Raw genomic sequence first — 19,900 nt, 5'->3', positions numbered from 1 at the left:
TATGTTAATTTTCGCTGGTAAGTTGGTAGTGTATTTCCTGTTATGGACCCTCTATTCGTATACGATGCATGTACTTGCTCATATCCCGCACAAGAAAAACTTCCTGAATAAAATTCATATGGCACATCATCAGTACGATTACGGGGAGTCCAAATGGCCTCCTTTACATGACTTTTTCTTCTGGTTCGGAGGATGGAAGGAAACTCTGGACGTCTGGCTTACTTTTACCCTACCTATCGTTGTCTTGATTTTCTTTGATCCCCTATACGGGATAATCCTCTTTGTATTCCATTACTTCTATGAAATTTTTCTGTCTCGAAACGTGCTGGATCATAATCCTAATCTTACGGGCAAGTTTACGAATTATATCCCGGTGGGCGTATTTCACCTCAAGCATCATAAGCTCTATAAATGCAATTACTCGTTTTTTATTTCATTGTGGGACTTTTTATTCCAGACGAACCATGACCACGTGACGAACAAGTTGAAGCAGCGGAGAAAAACCATGTGACGTATGGGATTTAAAAATTCGGGAAATGGTGGTAACGCGATGAATGATTTGCAAAAAAGACTCTCCGCGCTCTCTCCGCAGCAGCGCCTATTGCTGGAACAACGCTTAAAGCAAAAAACATCATCAGATGCTTCTGCTGATCAGAAAGAACACGTAGAGATTTCGGAAAGCTTAAAGAAAAAAGGGATGAAGTTCTCGTTGATCTTTTTTTCAGGAGATGGTTCTACAGATAGTCTGGACAAGTACCGTCTATTGATCGAAAGTGCAAAATTTGCTGACCGAAACGGATTTAGTGCCGTATGGACCCCAGAGCGCCATTTCCAGGCGGTGGGAGGGTTGTACCCCAATCCGTCGGTATTGAGTGCCGCGCTTGCTACTGTAACCAGCCGCATTCAGCTGCGGGCAGGAAGCGTCGTCTTGCCGCTGCATCATCCTCTGCGTGTTGCTGAGGAATGGTCGGTGGTTGATAATTTGTCACAAGGACGAGCGGCCATTTCGGTAGCAACCGGTTGGCATCCTGCAGATTTCATTTTAAATCCGGAACATTACGAAAACCGAAAAGAAATCATGCTTGAGCATTTGGATCTCATTCAGAGGCTATGGCGGGGTGAATCGGTGTCTTGCAAAGATATTTCCGGCAACGAGGCGAGAGTAAACATATTGCCTAAACCCGTACAGCCTGAGCTTCCCGTCTTTCTTACCGCTTCAGGCAATCCTGCGACATGGAGCAAGGCAGGGGAGCGGGGATTTAATGTTCTATGTTCGATGGCCACGCATACGATAGAGGCACTAGAGGATCGGATTCGCCTCTACCGTGAAAAGCGTAAAGAGCATGGACATGATCCAGGAGCCGGTATGGTATCAGTCATGCTGCATACCTGTGTAGGGGAGAAGGATAGTGAAGTGAAAGAACTTGTACGCGGTCCCCTTCGCGATTATTTGGATACCTTCTTGGACCAATATGAAACGTTAAATCCGTTGAAAGACGACAATTCCGAAGTGAGCAGCATGCTGACAAATAGCAGGGAATCGCTCATCACGTTTGCCTTTGAAAAATATTTTCAAATGAGTTCATTAATGGGTTCCAAGAAAAAATGTGCGTCCATGATTGAGCGGCTTCACCGGATTGGAGTGGATGAAGTTTCCTGTCTGCTTGATTTTGGCCTGGATTTTCAGCAGGTAATGGATGGGCTGGAGCATTTGAATCAATTACGAGCATGGTTTACCCCTGTTGAGGAAGAGATTTTAGTATAGATCCCTTGTTCAAGTTATAAAGGTTAGAGGGTCCGCACATATAGAGTAGGTGAGATTATGGAATTACAACAAGAAGTAGAACCAACTCGAAAGGCGCGTGGAGTATGGGGAGAAAGGAATTTTCTGAAATTATGGACGGGACAATCCTTATCCATGTTCGGTTCACAAATTACAATGATTGCACTTCCGCTCATCGCTGCAATGACTTTGAATGCCACACCGTTTGAAATGGGAGTGCTGCATGCAGTCGAATATGCCCCTTTCCTGTTATTCGGTCTATTGGCGGGAGTGTGGGTAGATAGGATGCCCAAACGAATCCTTCTTATTACAGCGGACTTTGGGCGGGCAGCCTTGTTGATCACGATTCCGCTTCTAGCCTGGATGGGATTGCTGAACTTCTTTTATTTATGCTTGGTTTCGTTTCTGGTTGGAATATTAACTACCTTCTATTCGATTGGGTACCAATCGATTCTTCCTTACATGTTAAAGCAAGATCTCTTGATTGACGGGAATGCCAAAATGGAATTCAGCCGATCCGTAGCGGGAGTCTCCGGTCCTGGACTTGCGGGCATGATGGTGCAATGGTTGACTGGGGTTATTTCCATTATCCTGGACTCGATCTCGTATCTCATTTCAGGAATGCTGACTTGCACGGTATCTGTTAATGAGACGGAACGAAATAAAGAAAAGAAGCTCACGTCCGGCATGAGGAAGGAAATAGGGGAAGGGATTCGCTTGGTTTTTACTAGCGTTTATCTTCGATCCATCGCCGCGTGCTCAGCCACGTTCAATTTCTTTTACAATATGATCCAGGCTGTCATGATCCTGTACACAACAAGGATTCTGGGATTCAGTCCGGCGGAGATTGGACTGGTCATTACATTGGGCTCTATCGGTGCTATACTGAGCATCGCGTTCGGTTACCGGTTAATCGCGAGGTTTGGTTTTGGCCCGGTGATAGTGGGATCTTCTTTTGGTCAAGGAATAGGTTTACTGTTCATGATCGGGGCCGTCGGCAGTAAGGGATTGTCTTTTGGCATGATCTTTGTATCCATGTTTATCGTGTCGCTAGCCACCACGGTATACAATGTAGCGCAACTCAGCTTTCGGCAATCCATCACGGAGCCTGAGATGCTCGGAAGAATGAATGCTACGATGCGTTTTGTCGTATGGGGCATCATTCCTTTGGGGGCCTTGATGGGAGGCATCCTTGGTACAGGAATTGGTCTGTATCCGACGATAGTCGTTGCCGCATGTGGAGGAGTTTTTTCGTTCTTATGGGTGGTAGTATCCCCTTTAAAAACCGTAGATATGGGGAAGAAGACGGCAGCCTGAACGCGATAGCCATGTAAGTAGCAAACGATTGAGGGGAAGTTTGACTTATGACTTATTATGTTGAATCCATGAGAGTCTGCTGCCAACCATATATCAACTACAGCTATCTGATCATTGATCAAACTACTAAAATGGCGGCAGTTGTTGATCCTGCCTGGGAGCTGGAAATTATTTTACGGGCTCTGGCTTACCATAAAGCGAAATTGACAACCATACTATTGACGCATTCACATAAGGATCATGTTCATTTAGTCCCCCAACTGTGCAGCTTGTTTCATCCCAAGGTATACATGACGCGAGTAGAAAAGGAATATTATGATTATCATTGTCCCTGTCTGTATGTTGTAGAAGATATGGAAGAGCTGCACATAGGAGATACAGTCGTTACGTGCCTACTCACTCCCGGACATACGGCAGGGGGGTGTTGTTATCTACTTTCCGGCAGTTTATTTACCGGAGATACCATTTTCACGGAAGGTTGCGGTATGTGCAGCTCAGACGGAAGTGACCCGGTACAGTTGTATCATAGCGTGAAGAGAATTCAGAACATGGTTTCTTCGCATGTAAAGGTGTATCCGGGACATTCATTCGGAGAAAAACCTGGACAAACCATCTGCTATCTCGAAAAAAACAACGCTTACTTTAACATTGACTCATTAGATCCTTTCGTTCGTTTTCGTATGAGGAAAAATCAAAGTAATCCGATGGCTTTTCAATGATTTACCAGGTATGAGATCCGGTGCGTGAGTGCAATTCTATACAAAAAGGACCCGATCTTGATCGGGTCCTTTTTTGCAACGGCAAGCTCATAGCATGTGTTCAGTCGAACGCGCTTTTATTAGGGAATGTATTGCTGAACGATTTTCACGACCTTATGGTCCTTGATCGTTATATGGAACGGGAATGTGCTCACATCGAGCAGGTTATTATTGTGATAAATGGCCAGGAACTTGGTGAGCGAAACTTCTTCGTTCCACTTGATGTCCACGCCTTTGAAAGTACCGTCATGATCGTAAAGCTGCATGAGGACCTGCGCGTTGGGATCGATTTCGAAGCTTTCGAGCTTCTCTTGATCGTTAACGATATAGTAGCCGTCGGGAGCGTGCGTCATATCGTCGATGTCCGTTTCATGTTCAAGGAATTTTCGATCGGCTTCTGCGCCTTCGTACCACTCGATTTGGTCTCCTTGGAGGTAAAGTGCGCCGTTCTTCTGCTCCAGGGAAGAAATCATTACGGTTACGGTGTCCTCGCTCTTGGGAACGGGCGTATATTCGGAATCGACTGCATTGGCGGAAGTGACGAAAGCCAGCATAGATATCATGAGTGTAGTGAAAAAAACCATCTTTTTCATGTGTGTAAACCCCTTTGCGGAAAAATGGTTAGGATGCTCTTACAGATTCTTTACCCGGCTGGGCCGGTTTAAAACGCTCTGTCGGGCTGTTACTCTCATCATAAACCAAAATGCGCATGGAAAGGTCACAATGTAGTTACAAACGATCCGTAATCACATAACCTTGTCCCGGTTCAAATTCCACAAAGCCGGCCATGTGGCGGGCTTGATACATCAGGGGGCTGCCGCCGCCAGCCAGAAGGATGTTCAGCGTATCCCGGGAGCCTTCCGAAGGCAGATAAAAAGCTTTTCTGTAAGAAAAAACTTCGCCGAGCGTCGTGTAAATGGCGCTGATATGATTGTCGTGCTCGCTTTTGCCGAACAGATTCATAAAGAAGGCACCGTCTGTATGAAGTTTGCTGCGGCTGAGCTCGAAGAATTCCCGGGTGATCAGGTGCCGGGGAGTTCCTTTCTCGGTAAAGGCATCCAGGATCACGTAATCGTACGCCTCCGGCGGCTCCTCATTCAGAATCTCACGGCCATCGCCGAGGATAATATTTTCCCGCTCGGATCCGAAATAGGTTCTGCTGAGCTCCACGACTGTAGGATCGTATTCCACTATGGTAAACCGCTTCTGCGGATAGTGGCCCGATAAAGTGCCGATTCCGTGGCCGATCATAAACACGTTCTCGAAGGCGGGCCGGTTCGTCTCCATGAGATGGATGATCGCTCTGGGATATTCGAACAGGATGCGTCCGGGATTGTTCAGATCGAGCGCCCCTTGTATGGCCTCATTCGCGAATTGGAGGACGCGGAAGCGGCCTTTCTCGCCGTACAGTTCGTTGGTATCGTAAACCCGGATCCCTTGGCAGGGGCCGGTTTCTTCATAAAGCAGCTGCAAAATGCTCGTTCTCCTTTGCGGTACGCGTGAAGCGCCGGAAATGTCCTAACCAGTATACCATTCCGGCGGGCTTTCAGGTTTGGTTGGGGACTTCGGGTGCTTTTACTTTCGGGGGATGGATAACGAGAAAGTCCGGCCGGGACGGTAGGCTTCGCAACCGGAACAAAACCGCGGATAGGAGAACCGCGGTTTTGTTTTTTTAATCGCGTACGCTCCGGGGCAAGGTAAATTGGGCTTCCGGAATCCAGCGCTGCCGGTAAAAGTCACGCCCTTTGATGCTGACTTTGTCCTTGTACACTTCGACATAGAGGCCTTCGCTTTCATCCGGGCCCGTAAGCATTTCGCCGCCGTTTCCGTTGTCGGTCCAGGGCTGGATGACGGAGGACGAATTCACCATCGTAAACTTGTCTTGGACGAGGGTGCCCGGCAGTTTGAGCTCCCAGTGGGTATGGCCCGAGAAGAAGATCGCCTGGGGATAGGCCGAGAGGATTTTTCTCAGTTCCTCATGCTGAACGATGGCCCGGTTATTGACGCAGCAGAAGCTCGTACCGGATACGGTGCCGGGAAGCGGCTGATGCAGGAAGACGAAGACGGGCTTGCCGCTGGCGGCTCCTTTTCGCAGGGAAGCTTTCAGAAATTCAAGCTGTTCCGCCGAAAGCCAGGCATCCTCCAAGTTGCTCGGATCCGACTGCCGATACTGCTCCGAACCCAGGAAGATGAAGCGGAAGCCGTTCACTACCCGGTCACCGTAGACTTTTTTGCCGTCGGAGAAACGAAGAAACCGGCCGATAGACGCTTGCTCCGTCTCCCCGTTCGGAAACGCGTCCGCATTCCAGGAGCCATTGCCATCGATCCAGGCTTTGTAATATTCATGATTGCCCATCGTGTAAAACACTTTGCGGGGATGGGGATTCTGCTCCATCAGCTCGCTTAGTTTAGCGTAATCATCCGGCATGCCGTTCGTAAGATCTCCGTTGATGACGAGCGCGTCCGCATCGGGCCCGAGCGTTTGGAGATCGGCCAGGGCCGCTTTAAACTTTTGATGCGACTGCGGGTCCCAGGATTGGATGTGTATGTCGCTGATGACGGGAAAAGCGAGAAGCGGTTTCTCTTTCCCGGGTTTCGCGCCGACTGCGGAAGGAATCACTGCGGCTGCCAGAAGAGACAACGACAGGGCTGCGGAGAGGAACGTTTTACGTAACATAGAGCCTCCTCAGTTATCGGAATGTGTTTTACATTCCTTACCATACCTGTCATTTGTCAGAGGAAGATCGTCGTTATGTATAAGTTTTGTGAAAGCGGCCCGTTCATTTACTTTAATAAAGAGGTTACGGAAGCCGCGGCGATCCGATATAGGGAATGAGACCAGGCAAAAGCAGGCGGGAGAGGTAGCCTTTCTCGTCTTTGTTTTGCCGTGAGGCTCGTAACAGACAATATAGTCCACCCTATTGACAATCTTTGGGGTCGTTTTGCAGCCTGTACGTTCTTTATAATACAAATTGTAAACGATTTCATTTAAAGGAGGAAAATAACATTCTATAACCGACCGAGCCTTATGAAACAGCGCATACGAAAAGCCGCAGCTTAACCGGACTACATAAGACGAAGGATAAGCGAATGAGGGAAAAAGGCAGCCGGCTGCGGCACGGGGACCCTTGTACTCTCGATAAAATGCACGATAAAGGAAGGGTGTATGGGATGAGTTTGACGAACAAAAGCTTGAAAAAAGCGGCCCTGCAGCTGCTCGGTTTCATTCTGGTACTTACTACGGTTCTGGGCTGGGGGCCAGCCAAGGCCGGTGCTGCGGTCGCCGGTGATTTTCAGGCTTCGGTGATGGGGCCGCTGACGAAGGTTACGGACTGGAACGCCTTCAAGAACCAGCTTCGCACGCTGATAAGCAACGGAGTCTACGCCGTCACGACGGATGTCTGGTGGGGAATGGTGGAAAGCGCGGGCGATAACCAATTCGACTGGAGCTATTACCAGACATACGCGGGCGCCGTGCGGGAAGCGGGGCTTAAGTGGGTTCCGATCCTGTCCACGCACAAATGCGGCGGCAATGTCGGAGACGACTGCAACATACCGCTGCCGAGCTGGCTCTGGGCCAAAGGGACGGCGGACCAGATGCAGTTCAAGAGCGAAACCGGCTTTGTGAACAATGAAGCCGTGTCGCCTTTCTGGAGCGGACTGGGCACGCAGTACAGCGAGCTTTACGCTTCTTTTGCGGCTAATTTCGCTTCCTATAGGGATATGATTCCGAAGATCTATTTAAGCGGAGGCCCGTCCGGAGAATTGAGATTTCCTTCTTATTATCCGGCTGCCGGATGGAGCTACCCGTCCCGGGGCAAGTTTCAGGCTTACACGGATACCGCGAAAAAGGCGTTCCGCACGGCCATGACGGCCAAATACGGTTCTTTGAGCGGAGTCAACAGCGCGTGGGGCCTGAGCCTGACTTCAGTGGATCAGATCAGTCCTCCTAATGACGGAGACGGCTTCTATACGAACGGAGGCTACAAGACCGCTTACGGCAAAGACTTTCTGTCCTGGTACCAGAGCGTACTGGAAAATCATCTGGGCGTAATCGGCAGTGCCGCGCACAAAAATTTCGACCCCGTGTTCGCTGTGCCGATCGGAGCCAAAATATCCGGCGTCCACTGGCAGATGACGAATCCGTCCATGCCGCACAGTGCGGAGCAGGCCGCGGGGTATTACGATTACAACCGTCTGCTGCAGAAGTTCAAGGACAGTAATTTGGATCTGACGTTCACCTGCCTGGAAATGTTCGACGGCGGAAGCGCGCCGAATTATTCCATGCCATCCACTCTTGTCGACACCGTCGCGGGTATCGCGGGCGCCAAAGGCGTCCGCCTCAACGGGGAAAATGCGCTTCCGGCTTCGGGAACGGCCGCGTTCCAGAAGATCGAGGAAAAGCTGACCCGCTTCGGATTCAGCGGCTTTACGCTTCTGCGTCTCGCTAACGTCGTGAATGCGGACGGTTCCGCAACCGGCGAGCTGGCGAACTTCAAGAAGTATGTCATCAGCCATGCGGGAACGGGTTCCGGCGGGACGAACAATACCGTAACCGTGTACTACAAGAAAGGTTACGCGAGTCCGTACATCCATTACCGTCCTGCAGGCGGAACCTGGACGGCCGTACCCGGCGTGAAAATGGCCGATTCCGAAAGTAGCGGCTATGCCAAAATAACGGTCAATATCGGCGCGGCGACCCAATTGGAAGCGGCTTTTAACGACGGGAACAACAATTGGGACAGCAACGGCATGAACAACTATTTCTTCGGCACCGGTACCTCCACGTACACGCCCGGCACGGGCGGAGCGGCAGGAACGGTTAAAGCCGGAGGGCCCGTATAACTTCCCGCCTGCACCCGCAAACACAAGCAGGAGAGGACCGTCCGATGGTTCTTTAGCGGCCGCCAGCCCCAGGCTGATCGGCCGTTTTTTGCGGAAAACAGGGGGTGGAATGCGGTAAAATTCTATATTTTGTCCGTGAAAGGAAGTGCAAGAAAAGCGGTTTATCTTTACAAAAAAATACCACTTCTCCTGACTTATCCATGGTAGAATGAGGTCGAAAGTTTCACTAGCTTCCAGTATAAAGGAGGAAATTCATGAAGAAGAGATTCGCAGGGTGGAAGGCAAAGGTGTTCAAGTCTTCACTCGCCCTATCCGCGGCGCTTTCCGTGCAAGTATTGACCGATGGTTGGCAGGTAAAGGCGGAAGGGCCGGCCGATCCGGCTCCCTACATTGAAGCGAAAGTCGTCAATGAGAACGCCGGCAAAAAGGTGCTTTTCGACAACACCCACGCCCAAACGGCGGGAGCCGCGGACTGGGTTATCGACGGCGGGTTCTCCGATTTCGGCAATGCTTTGGCGAGTAACGGCTACTACGTGAAAGAACTCCGCAAAACGACGCCGATTACGCTGGCCGACTTGAGCGGATACGATGTTTTTGTAGTCGCGGAAGCGAATATTCCATACAAGGCGAGCGAACAGGCGGCCATGGCGGCCTATGTGGAAGGCGGCGGAAGCATCTTCTTCGTCGGCGACCACTACAACGCGGACCGCAACAAGAACCGCTGGGACGGCTCCGAAGTATTCAACGGCTACCGCCGCGGCGCCTGGGACAATCCGGCGAAAGGCATGAGCGCGGATGAAGCGGGCTCAGAGGCTATGCAGAACGTCGTGAGCTCCGACTGGCTCGGCTCCCAGTTCGGCGTCCGCTTCCGCTACAATGCGCTCGGCGATATTACCGCCAACAACATTGTAGCTCCGGAGCAGGCCTTCGGCATCACGAAGGGCGTATCCTCGGTGGCGATGCACGCCGGCTCCACGCTGGCTATTATCGATCCGGCCAAGGCGAAGGGCATCGTGTATCTGCCGCAGACGAAAGCGGCTTGGGGCAACGCGGTCGATCAGGGCGTCTACAACGGCGGCGGAGTGGCGGAAGGCCCTTATGTGGCCGTAGCCAAGAAGGGCGCGGGGAAAGCGGCCTTCATCGGCGATTCCTCTCCGGTCGAGGACGCCACGCCGAAGTATCTGCGCGAGGATACGGGCGCGAAGAAGACGACCTACGACGGCTTCAAAGAAGCGAATGACGGCGTGCTGCTCGTCAATACGATCAACTGGCTGGCGAAGAAAGAAAGCTACACGAGCCTGTCTCAGGTGAGCGGCCTTCAGCTCGACCAGCCGACGGCTCTGCTGCCTTTCGAGGCCCCGGCCGCTTCGACCGAGCCGCAGCCCGAGCCTTGGGCGGCGCCGACCGCGGGCTACAAGTGGTATGACCGCGGCACGTTCAAGTCCGGCTCCTACGGCAGCGGCGGCGGTACGACGGTGCCTTCCAACCCGGCGTACAGCTTCGTCCGCCAGGCGACTCTGCCGAACGCGGCGGACTTCCAGATCCGCGTCGTGGTGGATAATCTTCCTGCGAACACGACCGTTTCGGGCTTCAGCGTAGGCGTGTATATGGCCACGGGAGGCACGCAGGTGGCGCAGGTCCGGAATGCGGACGGCACATGGCCCGCCTCTTACGGATACAGCGCGGCTTTCAGCCTGACATCCGACAGCAAGGGTCATGCTTACAAGGATCTTACCGTCCGTATTAAGCCGGGCACGACCGGCGCGGCAAACCTCCGGCTCCGCCAGAACGGCTCCAACCTGAAGACGGAAGCCGTGTCGATCGCGAACGTGCCGGCCGAGCCACTGCCGGATGAGCAGGGGCCGATTCCGGCCAAGATTACCGTTGCCGAAGCGCGCGGTAAAGGCGAAGGGGCTCTGGTGACGCTGGAAGGCGTCGTTACGACAGAGCCGGGCATCTTCGGCGGCCAGTCCTTCTACCTGCAGGACGCAACCGGCGGTATTTATGTGTACCAGAACCTCGGCGGATTTCACGCCGGGGATATAGTGAAGGTGACGGCCTCTACGGCCGTCTACAATTCGGAACTGGAATTAACCGATCCGGTCGAAGTCGCCAAAACGGGTACTTCGGCCGTTCCTGCGCCTGTGAAGGCCGATGCCGTTACGGCCGTCAACCAGGGACAGCTCATCGAGCTGAGCGGGGTGACAATCGGCGCCATCAAAAGCGCGGTGCCGGAAGGCTCCTTCGAGTTTGACGCCGTCAAAGGAGACGTGGTGAACCACATCCGCATCGACGCGCGCACGGGGCTTACGCTGGCTTCTTTTCCTTATAAAGAAGGACAAACCGTGGATATCCGCGGGGCAGCGGCGATTTTCAAAGGAGCTTTCCAACTGAAACCGAGAGGACTGTCCGATTTCTCGGCACAAGCGGATACGACGGCTCCCGTAACGGTGGCCAGCCTGTCCGAAACGGCTAACGCGGAGGGCTGGTTTAACAAGAACGTTACCGTTACTTTAACGGCTCAGGATAATGAGGGAGCTGCGGTTCTGACACAGTACGATATCAACGGCGGAGAGGCAAAAGGCTATTCGGAGCCGTTCACCGTCGAAACCGAAGGCTCGAACATCATCCGTTACTATTCCACGGACGCTGCGGGCAATAAGGAGGAAGCCCAAGCCCTCCGCATTAAGCTGGATAAAACGGCTCCGGCCGCGTCTCTTACGCTGAACGGACAGGCTGTCTCCGATGTGACAGACAAAGATTCCTTAATCTTCCGTCTGCTGAGTACGGATGCGGGATCGGGCATTGCAGACCGGAAGCTGCTTCTGGACGGCAAGGAAATCGCCGACGGCGAGACGTTGAAAGCAGGCGTGCTGGCTGTCGGCCCGCATACCGTCCAGTACCGCGTGACGGATCTTGCCGGCAATACGGCGGAAGATACATACAGCTTCAATGTAAAGGCGAGCCTGACGCTCAGCAAGGTCGAGCTTACGGCGGGTAAAACCGTTTTGAAACCCGGTGAAACGACCGACCTCCGTGTGAGCGGCACATGGAGCAACGGCACCGCAGCCGATTTAACCGTGGCGCAAGTGGTATACCGCAGCAGCAATGAAGCGGCGGTTACGGTAGACGCGCAGGGAAGGCTGACGGCTGTCGGCGAAGGAAGCGCCGACTTGACGGCATCGGTAACGCTGGGCGGCGTCACCGTCGTGTCGGGCGCGTTTACCGTTACGTCCGCCAAGCCTTTGGCAACGGGCGTTCCGGGCAAACCGGTGCTGTCGTCCGACAACGGGTACAACGGTCTTAAGGCCGGCAGCTTTACCGTGACGATGAACATGTGGTGGGGCGCCAACGGCTCCGTGTACAAGCTGTACGAGGACGGCGTGCTGATCGGCACACAAACGCTGAAGGACGCTTCCCCGTCCGCCCAGACGGTCAGAACCGGCATCCAAGGCAAGGCTAACGGATCGTACACGTATACGGCCGAGCTGATCAACGCTTACGGGACGACGGTAAGTTCTCCACTCGTCGTTAAGGTAACGAACGCCGCACCCGGCAAGCCGGTTCTTTCCCAGGATAACTGGGACGGCGACGGCGCCTACAAGGTAACGATGAATATGTGGTGGGGCACCAACGCTTCCGAATACCGGCTGTATGAAAACGGCCAGCTTATCGAGACGAAAGCGCTGAAAGAAGCGACTCCGGGTGCCCAGAGCGCTGCAACCAGCCTTACGGGCCGGATTCCCGGAACGTATGAATACCGCGCGGAGCTTATTAATGCTTCGGGTGTTACCGCCAGCGAGCAAATGGTTGTAAAAGTAACCCGTTGAATGCGTATATCCGCGAACGCTGCATTCAAGTGAGTTCCCGTATCGACGAGCTGTTAAGAACGGCCGAACACGGGAAGATTTTGCGTCGGATCGGCTGTTCCCGGCCTTGTCCGCCGGGCTCAAGCAAGGTTGCGAGGCTGAAAGGCTGTAGAGGTTACGGCGGAAAGCCGTCAGTTTCGGGACAAGTATACCGGCACATAAAGTCAAAAACCCTCCACTCCGCTTAAGCGGAAATGGAGGGTTTTCTTTTTTTGGAAGCTGACATCTGCCGGAGAAGAAGAGTGAATTCCGTCCCGCGTCCGGTGATTACGCAGGAGAACGGTCATATGCTAAGGGTGGCGGCAGACAATGAACATGCACGGAGAAGCCTGAGAATCAAAGGATATCGGCAGAACACAGGACGGCGGACATTTAAGAGAGAGAGAGAGAGCGGCGTCAGACCTCCGGCGACAAGAAAAAAAGTGAATGACCATGGTCTGTAACGCCAAGTCCGCCGCACCGGAAGCCTTGTGCGGGCTCGACCTTATGCTGTTTCCGTCTGCCGGGAACCGAGCGTGTCCGGTCCGCTGCGGATTCGGAGGCGAGAAGCCGCAAGCTCCGGAGGACCGGTTTCAACAAGAGCAACAGGGGGGCTTTTTCAAGAAAAAGCGGCTCCATGCTCCTCACGGCGCGTCGGTCTCGGCCTCGGTTCGGCGGACCGGACGTCGCCTCCAACTGCGGGTTTACTGCACTTTAAGCGGCAGCGTATAGTAGCCGAACGCTTTATCCAGCAGAACGGCGGCTTCCTGGCGCAGCAGCGGCTGCTTGGAGCGGAAATCGACCGAGCCGTCCGGTTTAACGGAGGCGCCCGGATCTACGATACCCTGCGACACAAGAGCGGTGACGGCTTTAACCGCCCACTCGTCGGTCGTCCCGGTCAGCTTGATTTCCGACGCAGGCTCAAGCTGCTTCATGTTCTGGATCATGGCGGCGGCGATCTGCCGTGTGACCGGAGCGTTCCGGTCGAAGCCCGGGATATCCGCGACCATCAATTTTTTGTTGTCTGCGATCGCGTATGCAAAGCCGTACCAGCCGTGGGCTTTCAGAAGCACATCCGCAAATTCACCCTGGGTCATCGTGTTCTGGGGCTGGAACGAATTTCCTGTAGACGCGCCCATAATTCCCCACGTATTCAAGTTATCGATGTGAGGTTTGTAGGGGCTGTCTTTAGCGACATCATCAAACGGAGTTTTCTCATGCACTTTTTGGGCATCGGAAATGAACTCCATACTGGCCCGGTTCGTGTAATAGTAGTACTCGATCTGCCCGTGGCTGTCTTTCTTGAATGCTAACTTGTTTCCGGACTCGTCTTCGAAAAGCAGCGGATTGATCATTTTCAGGGTATGCTTGCCCGAAGAATTGGTTTCCATGATCAGGTTGCCGTTATCGTACGAAAATTTAGATTTCAGGAACAGCAGGCGTGTATTCTGGTACATGCCCGTGTACTGCTGCGCATCTTTTTCATTCAAAGGAAGGTAAGTCGGTTTCTCGGGTTCTTTCTCGGCAGGGAAATAGTGATCCATGAATTCCTCAAATACGTCGATACTCATCATGGAGTCATTGTTATAGGACATGAAAAATCCCGTATTTTTATCGGGAAGCAGAACCATCAAAGACTGGTGTCCCGTCATACTGCCGCCTTTCATTATCACGTGGTGGCCGTTCATGAGATCCCTAAAATACCCCTCAAAGCCGACGGTTGTCATGGGCAGCGACTTTTCCGAGAAAACCTGATAGTTGTGCATAAGATCCACGCTCTTGGGACTGACGAGCTGTTTGCCGTCGTATTTGCCCTCTTGAAGCTGCATGATCATATATTTGGACATATCTTCGGCCGTCGAGATGATACTTCCCTGCGGTCCGTCCGTCGGCGCATGCCCGTCTGTCGGCACAGGCTTGCCGCTCGGATCGTAATGAGCCGCCATTCTCGCAAGCAGCTCGGGTGTAAAGCGGGCGCTGGTGGAAGTCATGCCGAGCGGTTTAAACACCTTTTCCTGCATGTATTTGTCATAACGCAGCCCGCTCACGTTCTCAACGGCATGCCCGGCCAGCAGAAAGGCGTAGTTGTCGTAAGTGTAGGCTTCTCCCGGCTTGCGCACAACCGTAGGCATGTGCTCGGCGAGAAAAGGTTTCGTGGGGATATCCTGATAGACGAGATCGGGTCCTACATAATTCGCTATATCCGGATAATCGATCCCGCTTGTATAGGTGAGAAGATCGAATAACGTGAGCGGCGTTCCCGTTTTGTTGGGCACCTTCAGGCCGCCCAGGTAGGGCTCGATGTCACCCTTCAGTTCCATTTTTCCCTCGTCCACAAGCTGCAGGGCGGCCAGGGCGGTAAACGTTTTGGTGACCGAGGCGATCTGGAATACGGTGTCTTTGTCGACGGGGATGTTCTTTTCCTTGTCCGCATAGCCGTACCCTTTATTCAACACGACCTTGCCGTCTTTGACGACCACGAAGCTGGAACCGTTGACGCTGAACTTTTTCATTTTCTCGGCAAATATAGGATCGGCAAACGCTTCAACCTCCTTGGTGTCGACAGGTCCCTGCGAGGCGCCTTTATTGGGCTGCGACGCTTCGGGCGGCTTGGCGGCAGGCGTGTCCGGCGTACAGGCCGTAAAGATAGAGGAAGACAGGACGAGCAGAGCAAGACTTGCGTGGCGTACCGTATTTTTCATAGTATATTCTCCTTTTCGCGTACTGTTTTTTGTGTGAACGCTGTGTGCTTGAGTTCAGGCAAGGAGTGCCGTTAAAAAAGGGTGTCTCCTGCCGTGGTATCCCCAGCATCGCAGACTTCCCGTCAAATCAGCCAGTGATCTTCCGTCACGAAACCATCATTTACTCGGATGTGAGTGTCATATGACATTTGCTCACTGGCGCAGCTGACAGCGGGCGGTTTAGGATGCAGATAGATAAGTCAGCGTGAATAACAAAATCAAAAGAACGTACACGAAAGGACCGGGATTCCCATGAAAAAAGAAATGGTGCAAAGTCTTCAAACTTTTTACTTTTTGCTGCTTACTTTCGCTACAGGAGTGTTTTACTTTTGCTTCTATTTAGTCAGCCTGGTGTTCAGCTTAAGCATGGCCTTTACATTAATCGGGCTGCCGATGATCACCTACGTTATGCGCAGTACGCGGACGTTTGCCCGTTATGAAAGGATACAAACCAAAATTTATACGGATATTTCCATAGAACCTTACGAGCGGCCGGAAAAAAACAGAAGCTCCGTATGGCAGCAGGCGAAAGAAGAGCTTGCGGATCGGCGCAACTGGACGATCATCGGCTGGCTGATGCTGAAATTCCCGCTTGGCCTGCTTGCCCTTCTATTGGCTTTCTTGTGCTACATCGCGCCTGTCATCTTCATTCTGGTTCCGCTTGCGGTTCCATACCTGGATATCAACGTTGCGGGAATGCCGGTGGACACGTTTGTAAAATCCCTCTTCGTGATGGCCGGCGGCGTTCTGCTCGCTTATGCGGGAGCAAAACTCGGCCGGAGCTCGGCTTTGCTGGCCGGAAACTATATCCGGCATATGTTCAAACGGCTTCACACATAGACAGCCGAAGCTTGCCGTGGCATAGTAAGAACAAGAACAGCCGGGCGACAAGCCGGGCAGCCAGACAGAGAGGTGACAGACATGTTCGATGCGGTCAAGCAGTGGTTCTGGTACGAGTGGGCGCTCTTTATCATCCGTCTGTTGATTTTTATTTCCACCATACTTACGACCATCCAGTTTCAAAATGATTTAAACCTTCCCCTGTGGCTGGTTCTGTGCTGGCAAATCTCCGCTTTCTCGGTTCCATGGATTTTGCTGCAGGTGAATACGACGGCATATTTGATTCCCGAGCTCATTTTGTCCGGGGGAGTCAGCGTTTATTTAACTTCGTTATTTCCCGAGGCCTATTTGACTTTTCTCGTGCCCGCCGCCCTGATCGCAGCCAACAGTGCGGACAAAACATACCGCTGGTCGGGACCGGCCGCCGTTCTGCTGGTGCCCCTCATGATGTATGAATTATCCGAACAAGCGAAGCCGTTTTGGGAAATGATGACTCAAATCGGGCTGGCTTATGCGATCGGGTACGCGTTCCATCTGTTGGTGGTGAATTACCGGCAAAATGAAATCATCCGCAGCCAGAACAGCGTTCTGGAGCAGTACATGTCCCAAGTGGAGCGGGTCACCCTGCTTGAAGAGCGGAACCGGCTCGCGAAGGATCTGCACGATACGATGGGTCATTCGTACACTTCGCTCCTTATGGGACTTGAAACACTGCGGCCGGATATCGCGACTGAGGAAGGCGAGAACAAGCTGGAGGCTCTTCTGGCGGTGACGCGCAAAAGCATGGGCGATGTGCGGGAGTTCCTGCACGAGATGGGCGCTTCGCAGAAGCTGTCTTCGCTCCGGGAGGAGCTGGAGCAGCTGGTGCGCGAATTCGAGGCCAGCGCCGGGGTGACCGTGCGTCTGCGGGTGCTGGGAGAAGAGACGACCCTGCCACAGCAGGCGAAGATGACCTTCTACCGCTGCTTGCAGGAAGCGCTCACGAATGCGGTGAGGCACGGCAAGGCCACGGAAGTTCAGGCGGCGCTCCAGTTCGAACCCCGGCAGATCCGGCTGGAGGTGCGGGATAACGGCGAGGGCAGCGAGATCCTGACGGAGGGCTTCGGCCTGAAGGCGATGAAGGAGCGGGCCGCAAGCCTCCAGGGACAGGTCTCCGTCTACTCGGAGAAGGGCGCGGGGACAACCGTGACGTGTACCCTGCCCCGTCAGGCCGAGCCGGGAGGCGAGATGATCCGTCTGCTGATCGCCGACGACCAGGCGTTCATCCGCGAAAGCCTCCGGACCATCCTCGAGGGACAGAAGGATATGACCGTTGCGGGACTTGCCGGTGACGGTGAGCAGGCGGTCGAGCTTTGTGCGGAACTGGAACCCCATCTCGTGCTGATGGATCTGGATATGCCGAATATGGACGGCACCGCCGCTACCCGGACGATCAAGCAGAAATGGCCGCATGTCCGGGTCGTCATCCTGACGACTTTCCAGGCGCCGGACAAAGCGCTTGAGGTGCTGCGCAGCGGCGCCGACGGCTACCTGTTCAAGTCGATTGAGCCGAGGGAACTGGCCGAGACGATCCGCCTCGTGCATCGCGGAGGCACGATGATCGCGCAGGATCTCTCGACAAGGCTGTTCGGCGAGCTCGGGGAAGCGGCCAAAGCTAAGGGGGCGTCCGGTGCCTCCGGGACTTCGGAGGCGGCCGGACTGCCGGAGACGGCGGTCTCTGCCGGAGAGAGCTGCGGCCTCACTCCGCGCGAAGTCGAGATTTTGCGGATGCTGTCCAAAGGGCTCCGCTACAAGGCTATCGCTTCCAAGCTGTACTTGTCGGACGGAACGGTCCGAAACTATGCGTCCACGGTGTACGCCAAGCTCGGCGTGCGCAACCGGGACGAGGCGGTGGAGAAGGCGGCGGAAGCTGGACTTCTTTAAGGCCGCATTCAGAAAGGAAAGGCTCTCGGTTCCGTGAGGAACAGGGAGCCTTTTTTTCGCTTACACGGAATCAGGCTTGTCCGTCAGGTTTTCGGCGATCTCGTCCAGGGACGGAAATCTTCTCCGTTACCTGCCCTGTAGGTATGCGTTTATACCAAACCGCCTTTGTCCGAATACAGTAACCATAGAGCGAGGAGGCGATTCCAATGCCCGTTAAAAATGGCAGCGACTATATAGAACGGATTAACCGGCATCTTCCCGGCGTCTGGATTGCGGGGGGACGGGTGCAGGGATTGATTTCGGAGCATAGAGCTTTCAAAGGACTGATGGCGACTCAAGCTTCCATGTATGATATGCAGCAGGCGGAGGAATGGCAAGCGAAAATGACGTATTCTTCCCCTTTGACTGGGGACCCGGTCGGATTGTCCTTCCTGCAGCCGAAGACGAAGAAGGATCTTGCGCTGCGCAGGCAGATGATGCAGGCGTGGGCAGCCAGGCATCACGGCTTCCTGGGGCGTGCTCCCGATTATATGAACACCGCCTTGATGGCGTTCTCCGCAGCGGCGGGACTGATCGAGAAGGAAAATCCCGAGTACGCGGATAACTTGAGGCGGTATTACGAATACTGCCGGGAAAACGACGTGACGCTCTCTCACGTGTTCATTCAGCCGAAAGTAGCGAGAATGTCCACTTTTCTGCGGACCTTCGAGGAACCCGCCGCCGCCCGGGTGGTCGAAAAGAATAAAGAGGGGATCGTGGTACGGGGCGCGTTCCTGCTGGATACGCAGGGGGCGACGTCGGATGAAATTCTCGTTTTTCCGGCCCCTTTTCCGTACGCGGGCAGCGAGGAGAGCCCATATGCGTTCGCTTTTGCGGTGCCCAGCAATCTGGCCGGCGTGAGCTTCGTATGCAGAGAGAGCTTCGTCGGGGGCGAGTCGGCGTACAACTATCCTCTGAGCTCCCGGTATGAGGAAATGGATACGCTCGTTCTTTTCGAGGATGCGCTCGTGCCGTGGGATCGGGTGTTTATATGCGGGGACGAAAGGATGGCCTGGCGGCTTGTGGAGGAAAGCCGGTTTCATACCCACGCCGGTATGCAGATTATGTGCAAAAACATCGCCAAAACGGAGTTCATCCTAGGGACGCTCCAACGATTGGTCGAGGCGGGCGGGCTTGACAGCCACAGCCATGTGACCGAGAAAGTAACGGAGGTTATCGTAGCCTTGGAGACGCTGAAGGCGCTGCAGCTTGCGGCCGAGAAAGGGGCGTCCCGGGATAAATGGGGGAGCATGCTGCCCGATCCGAAGCCTCTGCTTGCGGCTAACGTTTACTTCCCGAAAGTGTATCCGCGTTTTGTGGAAATCATCCAGTTGATCGGAGCGAGCGGATTGATCATGATTCCGGACGAAGCGGATTTTAGAACCGAAATCGGCGGCCAACTGAACCGCTATTTGAAGGGCATTGATCTGAGCGCCGAGGAAAACGTGAAATTATCCCGGCTTGCGTGGGAGCTTGGCGTCAGCGCGTTCGGCGGCAGGCAGGCGGTTTACGAGCGGTTTTTCTTCGGAGATTCATCGGTGGTTAACGGACGTCTGTACAAAGGCTACAAAGAACGGGAAACGCTGGGACGCCGGGTACAGGATTTCTTGTCGGGACACGACTGAGCGGAAGGGTTTAAGACTGCCGGTAAAGTTGAAAAAGCTTCGGCGCGGGCCGGGGCCTTTTTTGCTTTTCGGTTTTTTTTCTTTTATATTATTTATAGATAAATATTTTATTATTGAAGTAATTAAGAAGACTTGCGTTTGGAAAGCATACAAGAGAGCCCCCTGCCGGGAGAGGCTGTCT

13 protein-coding genes are annotated in these 19,900 nt (G+C 53.5%); 9 read left to right on the top strand and 4 right to left on the bottom strand.

Annotation, left to right across the window (positions count from 1 at the left end):
* Nucleotide 1 precedes the first annotated feature (1 nt).
* The 4 genes from AC58P5_RS21950 to AC58P5_RS21935 are packed head-to-tail and all read left to right on the top strand — an operon-like array spanning nt 2 to nt 3,819.
* Nucleotides 2-511, top strand: a complete 510-nt coding sequence (locus AC58P5_RS21950; RefSeq protein ID WP_497390333.1) for a sterol desaturase family protein — start codon at nt 2-4, stop codon at nt 509-511.
* A 39-nt stretch (nt 512-550) separates the two neighbouring features.
* Entirely contained in the window at nt 551-1,765 is a 1,215-nt protein-coding gene (locus tag AC58P5_RS21945; RefSeq protein ID WP_497390331.1) for an LLM class flavin-dependent oxidoreductase, read from the top strand.
* 57 nt (nt 1,766-1,822) lie between these two features.
* Nucleotides 1,823-3,100: an MFS transporter gene (locus tag AC58P5_RS21940; protein WP_497390329.1), complete on the top strand. Its 1,278-nt coding sequence runs from the start codon at nt 1,823-1,825 to the stop codon at nt 3,098-3,100.
* Between the two features lie 47 nt (nt 3,101-3,147).
* Nucleotides 3,148-3,819, top strand: coding sequence for an MBL fold metallo-hydrolase (locus tag AC58P5_RS21935; RefSeq protein ID WP_497390327.1), 672 nt, complete (start codon nt 3,148-3,150; stop codon nt 3,817-3,819).
* A gap of 119 nt (nt 3,820-3,938) precedes the next feature.
* Here the strand turns inward: AC58P5_RS21935 and AC58P5_RS21930 are convergent, their stop codons facing one another.
* The 3 genes from AC58P5_RS21930 to AC58P5_RS21920 all read right to left on the bottom strand — a co-directional run bounded on the left by AC58P5_RS21930 (nt 3,939) and on the right by AC58P5_RS21920 (nt 6,535).
* On the bottom strand, nt 3,939-4,451 hold the full coding sequence (locus AC58P5_RS21930; RefSeq protein WP_497390325.1) for a hypothetical protein: 513 nt from the start codon (nt 4,449-4,451) through the stop codon (nt 3,939-3,941).
* Nucleotides 4,452-4,587: 136 nt separating this feature from the next.
* Nucleotides 4,588-5,331, bottom strand: a complete 744-nt coding sequence (locus AC58P5_RS21925) for a spermidine synthase (RefSeq protein WP_497390323.1) — start codon at nt 5,329-5,331, stop codon at nt 4,588-4,590.
* Nucleotides 5,332-5,530: 199 nt separating this feature from the next.
* Nucleotides 5,531-6,535 carry a metallophosphoesterase family protein gene (locus AC58P5_RS21920; protein ID WP_497390321.1) on the bottom strand — a complete coding sequence of 335 codons (1,005 nt, stop codon included), beginning with the start codon at nt 6,533-6,535 and terminating at the stop codon, nt 5,531-5,533.
* Nucleotides 6,536-7,029: 494 nt separating this feature from the next.
* Between AC58P5_RS21920 and AC58P5_RS21915 the strand changes: the two genes are divergently transcribed.
* On the top strand, nt 7,030-8,703 hold the full coding sequence (locus tag AC58P5_RS21915; protein ID WP_497390319.1) for a family 14 glycosylhydrolase: 1,674 nt from the start codon (nt 7,030-7,032) through the stop codon (nt 8,701-8,703).
* Nucleotides 8,704-8,957: 254 nt separating this feature from the next.
* Entirely contained in the window at nt 8,958-12,533 is a 3,576-nt protein-coding gene (locus tag AC58P5_RS21910) for an OmpL47-type beta-barrel domain-containing protein (RefSeq protein WP_497390317.1), read from the top strand.
* Between the two features lie 722 nt (nt 12,534-13,255).
* Here the strand turns inward: AC58P5_RS21910 and AC58P5_RS21905 are convergent.
* Nucleotides 13,256-15,253 carry a serine hydrolase domain-containing protein gene (locus AC58P5_RS21905; protein WP_497390315.1) on the bottom strand — a complete coding sequence of 666 codons (1,998 nt, stop codon included), beginning with the start codon at nt 15,251-15,253 and terminating at the stop codon, nt 13,256-13,258.
* A gap of 291 nt (nt 15,254-15,544) precedes the next feature.
* On the opposite strand from AC58P5_RS21905, the gene AC58P5_RS21900 reads away from it, so the two are divergent.
* The 3 genes from AC58P5_RS21900 to hpaB all read left to right on the top strand — a co-directional run bounded on the left by AC58P5_RS21900 (nt 15,545) and on the right by hpaB (nt 19,719).
* The gene (locus tag AC58P5_RS21900; protein WP_497390313.1) at nt 15,545-16,132 is read left to right on the top strand and encodes a sensor domain-containing protein; all 588 of its coding nucleotides are present in this window, start codon (nt 15,545-15,547) and stop codon (nt 16,130-16,132) included.
* A gap of 81 nt (nt 16,133-16,213) precedes the next feature.
* A complete protein-coding gene (locus tag AC58P5_RS21895) occupies nt 16,214-18,055 on the top strand; it encodes a response regulator (protein WP_497390311.1) in 1,842 nt (613 codons plus the stop codon).
* A 206-nt stretch (nt 18,056-18,261) separates the two neighbouring features.
* Entirely contained in the window at nt 18,262-19,719 is a 1,458-nt protein-coding gene (hpaB, locus tag AC58P5_RS21890) for a 4-hydroxyphenylacetate 3-monooxygenase, oxygenase component (protein WP_497390309.1), read from the top strand.
* Nucleotides 19,720-19,900 lie beyond the last annotated feature (181 nt).

Source organism: Paenibacillus sp. JT31N7, assembly GCF_059692095.1.
The sequence above is the reverse complement of the archived record's forward strand: the minus strand, read 5'-3'. Positions and strand labels throughout refer to the sequence as shown.

Coding starts and splice junctions, on each gene's coding strand:
- AC58P5_RS21950 (WP_497390333.1), top strand. CDS start 2: ATGTTAATTTTCGCTGGTAAGTTGGTAGTGTATTTCCTGTTATGGACC.
- AC58P5_RS21945 (WP_497390331.1), top strand. CDS start 551: ATGAATGATTTGCAAAAAAGACTCTCCGCGCTCTCTCCGCAGCAGCGC.
- AC58P5_RS21940 (WP_497390329.1), top strand. CDS start 1,823: ATGGAATTACAACAAGAAGTAGAACCAACTCGAAAGGCGCGTGGAGTA.
- AC58P5_RS21935 (WP_497390327.1), top strand. CDS start 3,148: ATGACTTATTATGTTGAATCCATGAGAGTCTGCTGCCAACCATATATC.
- AC58P5_RS21930 (WP_497390325.1), bottom strand. CDS start 4,451: ATGAAAAAGATGGTTTTTTTCACTACACTCATGATATCTATGCTGGCT.
- AC58P5_RS21920 (WP_497390321.1), bottom strand. CDS start 6,535: ATGTTACGTAAAACGTTCCTCTCCGCAGCCCTGTCGTTGTCTCTTCTG.
- AC58P5_RS21915 (WP_497390319.1), top strand. CDS start 7,030: ATGAGTTTGACGAACAAAAGCTTGAAAAAAGCGGCCCTGCAGCTGCTC.
- AC58P5_RS21910 (WP_497390317.1), top strand. CDS start 8,958: ATGAAGAAGAGATTCGCAGGGTGGAAGGCAAAGGTGTTCAAGTCTTCA.
- AC58P5_RS21905 (WP_497390315.1), bottom strand. CDS start 15,253: ATGAAAAATACGGTACGCCACGCAAGTCTTGCTCTGCTCGTCCTGTCT.
- AC58P5_RS21900 (WP_497390313.1), top strand. CDS start 15,545: ATGAAAAAAGAAATGGTGCAAAGTCTTCAAACTTTTTACTTTTTGCTG.
- AC58P5_RS21895 (WP_497390311.1), top strand. CDS start 16,214: ATGTTCGATGCGGTCAAGCAGTGGTTCTGGTACGAGTGGGCGCTCTTT.
- hpaB (WP_497390309.1), top strand. CDS start 18,262: ATGCCCGTTAAAAATGGCAGCGACTATATAGAACGGATTAACCGGCAT.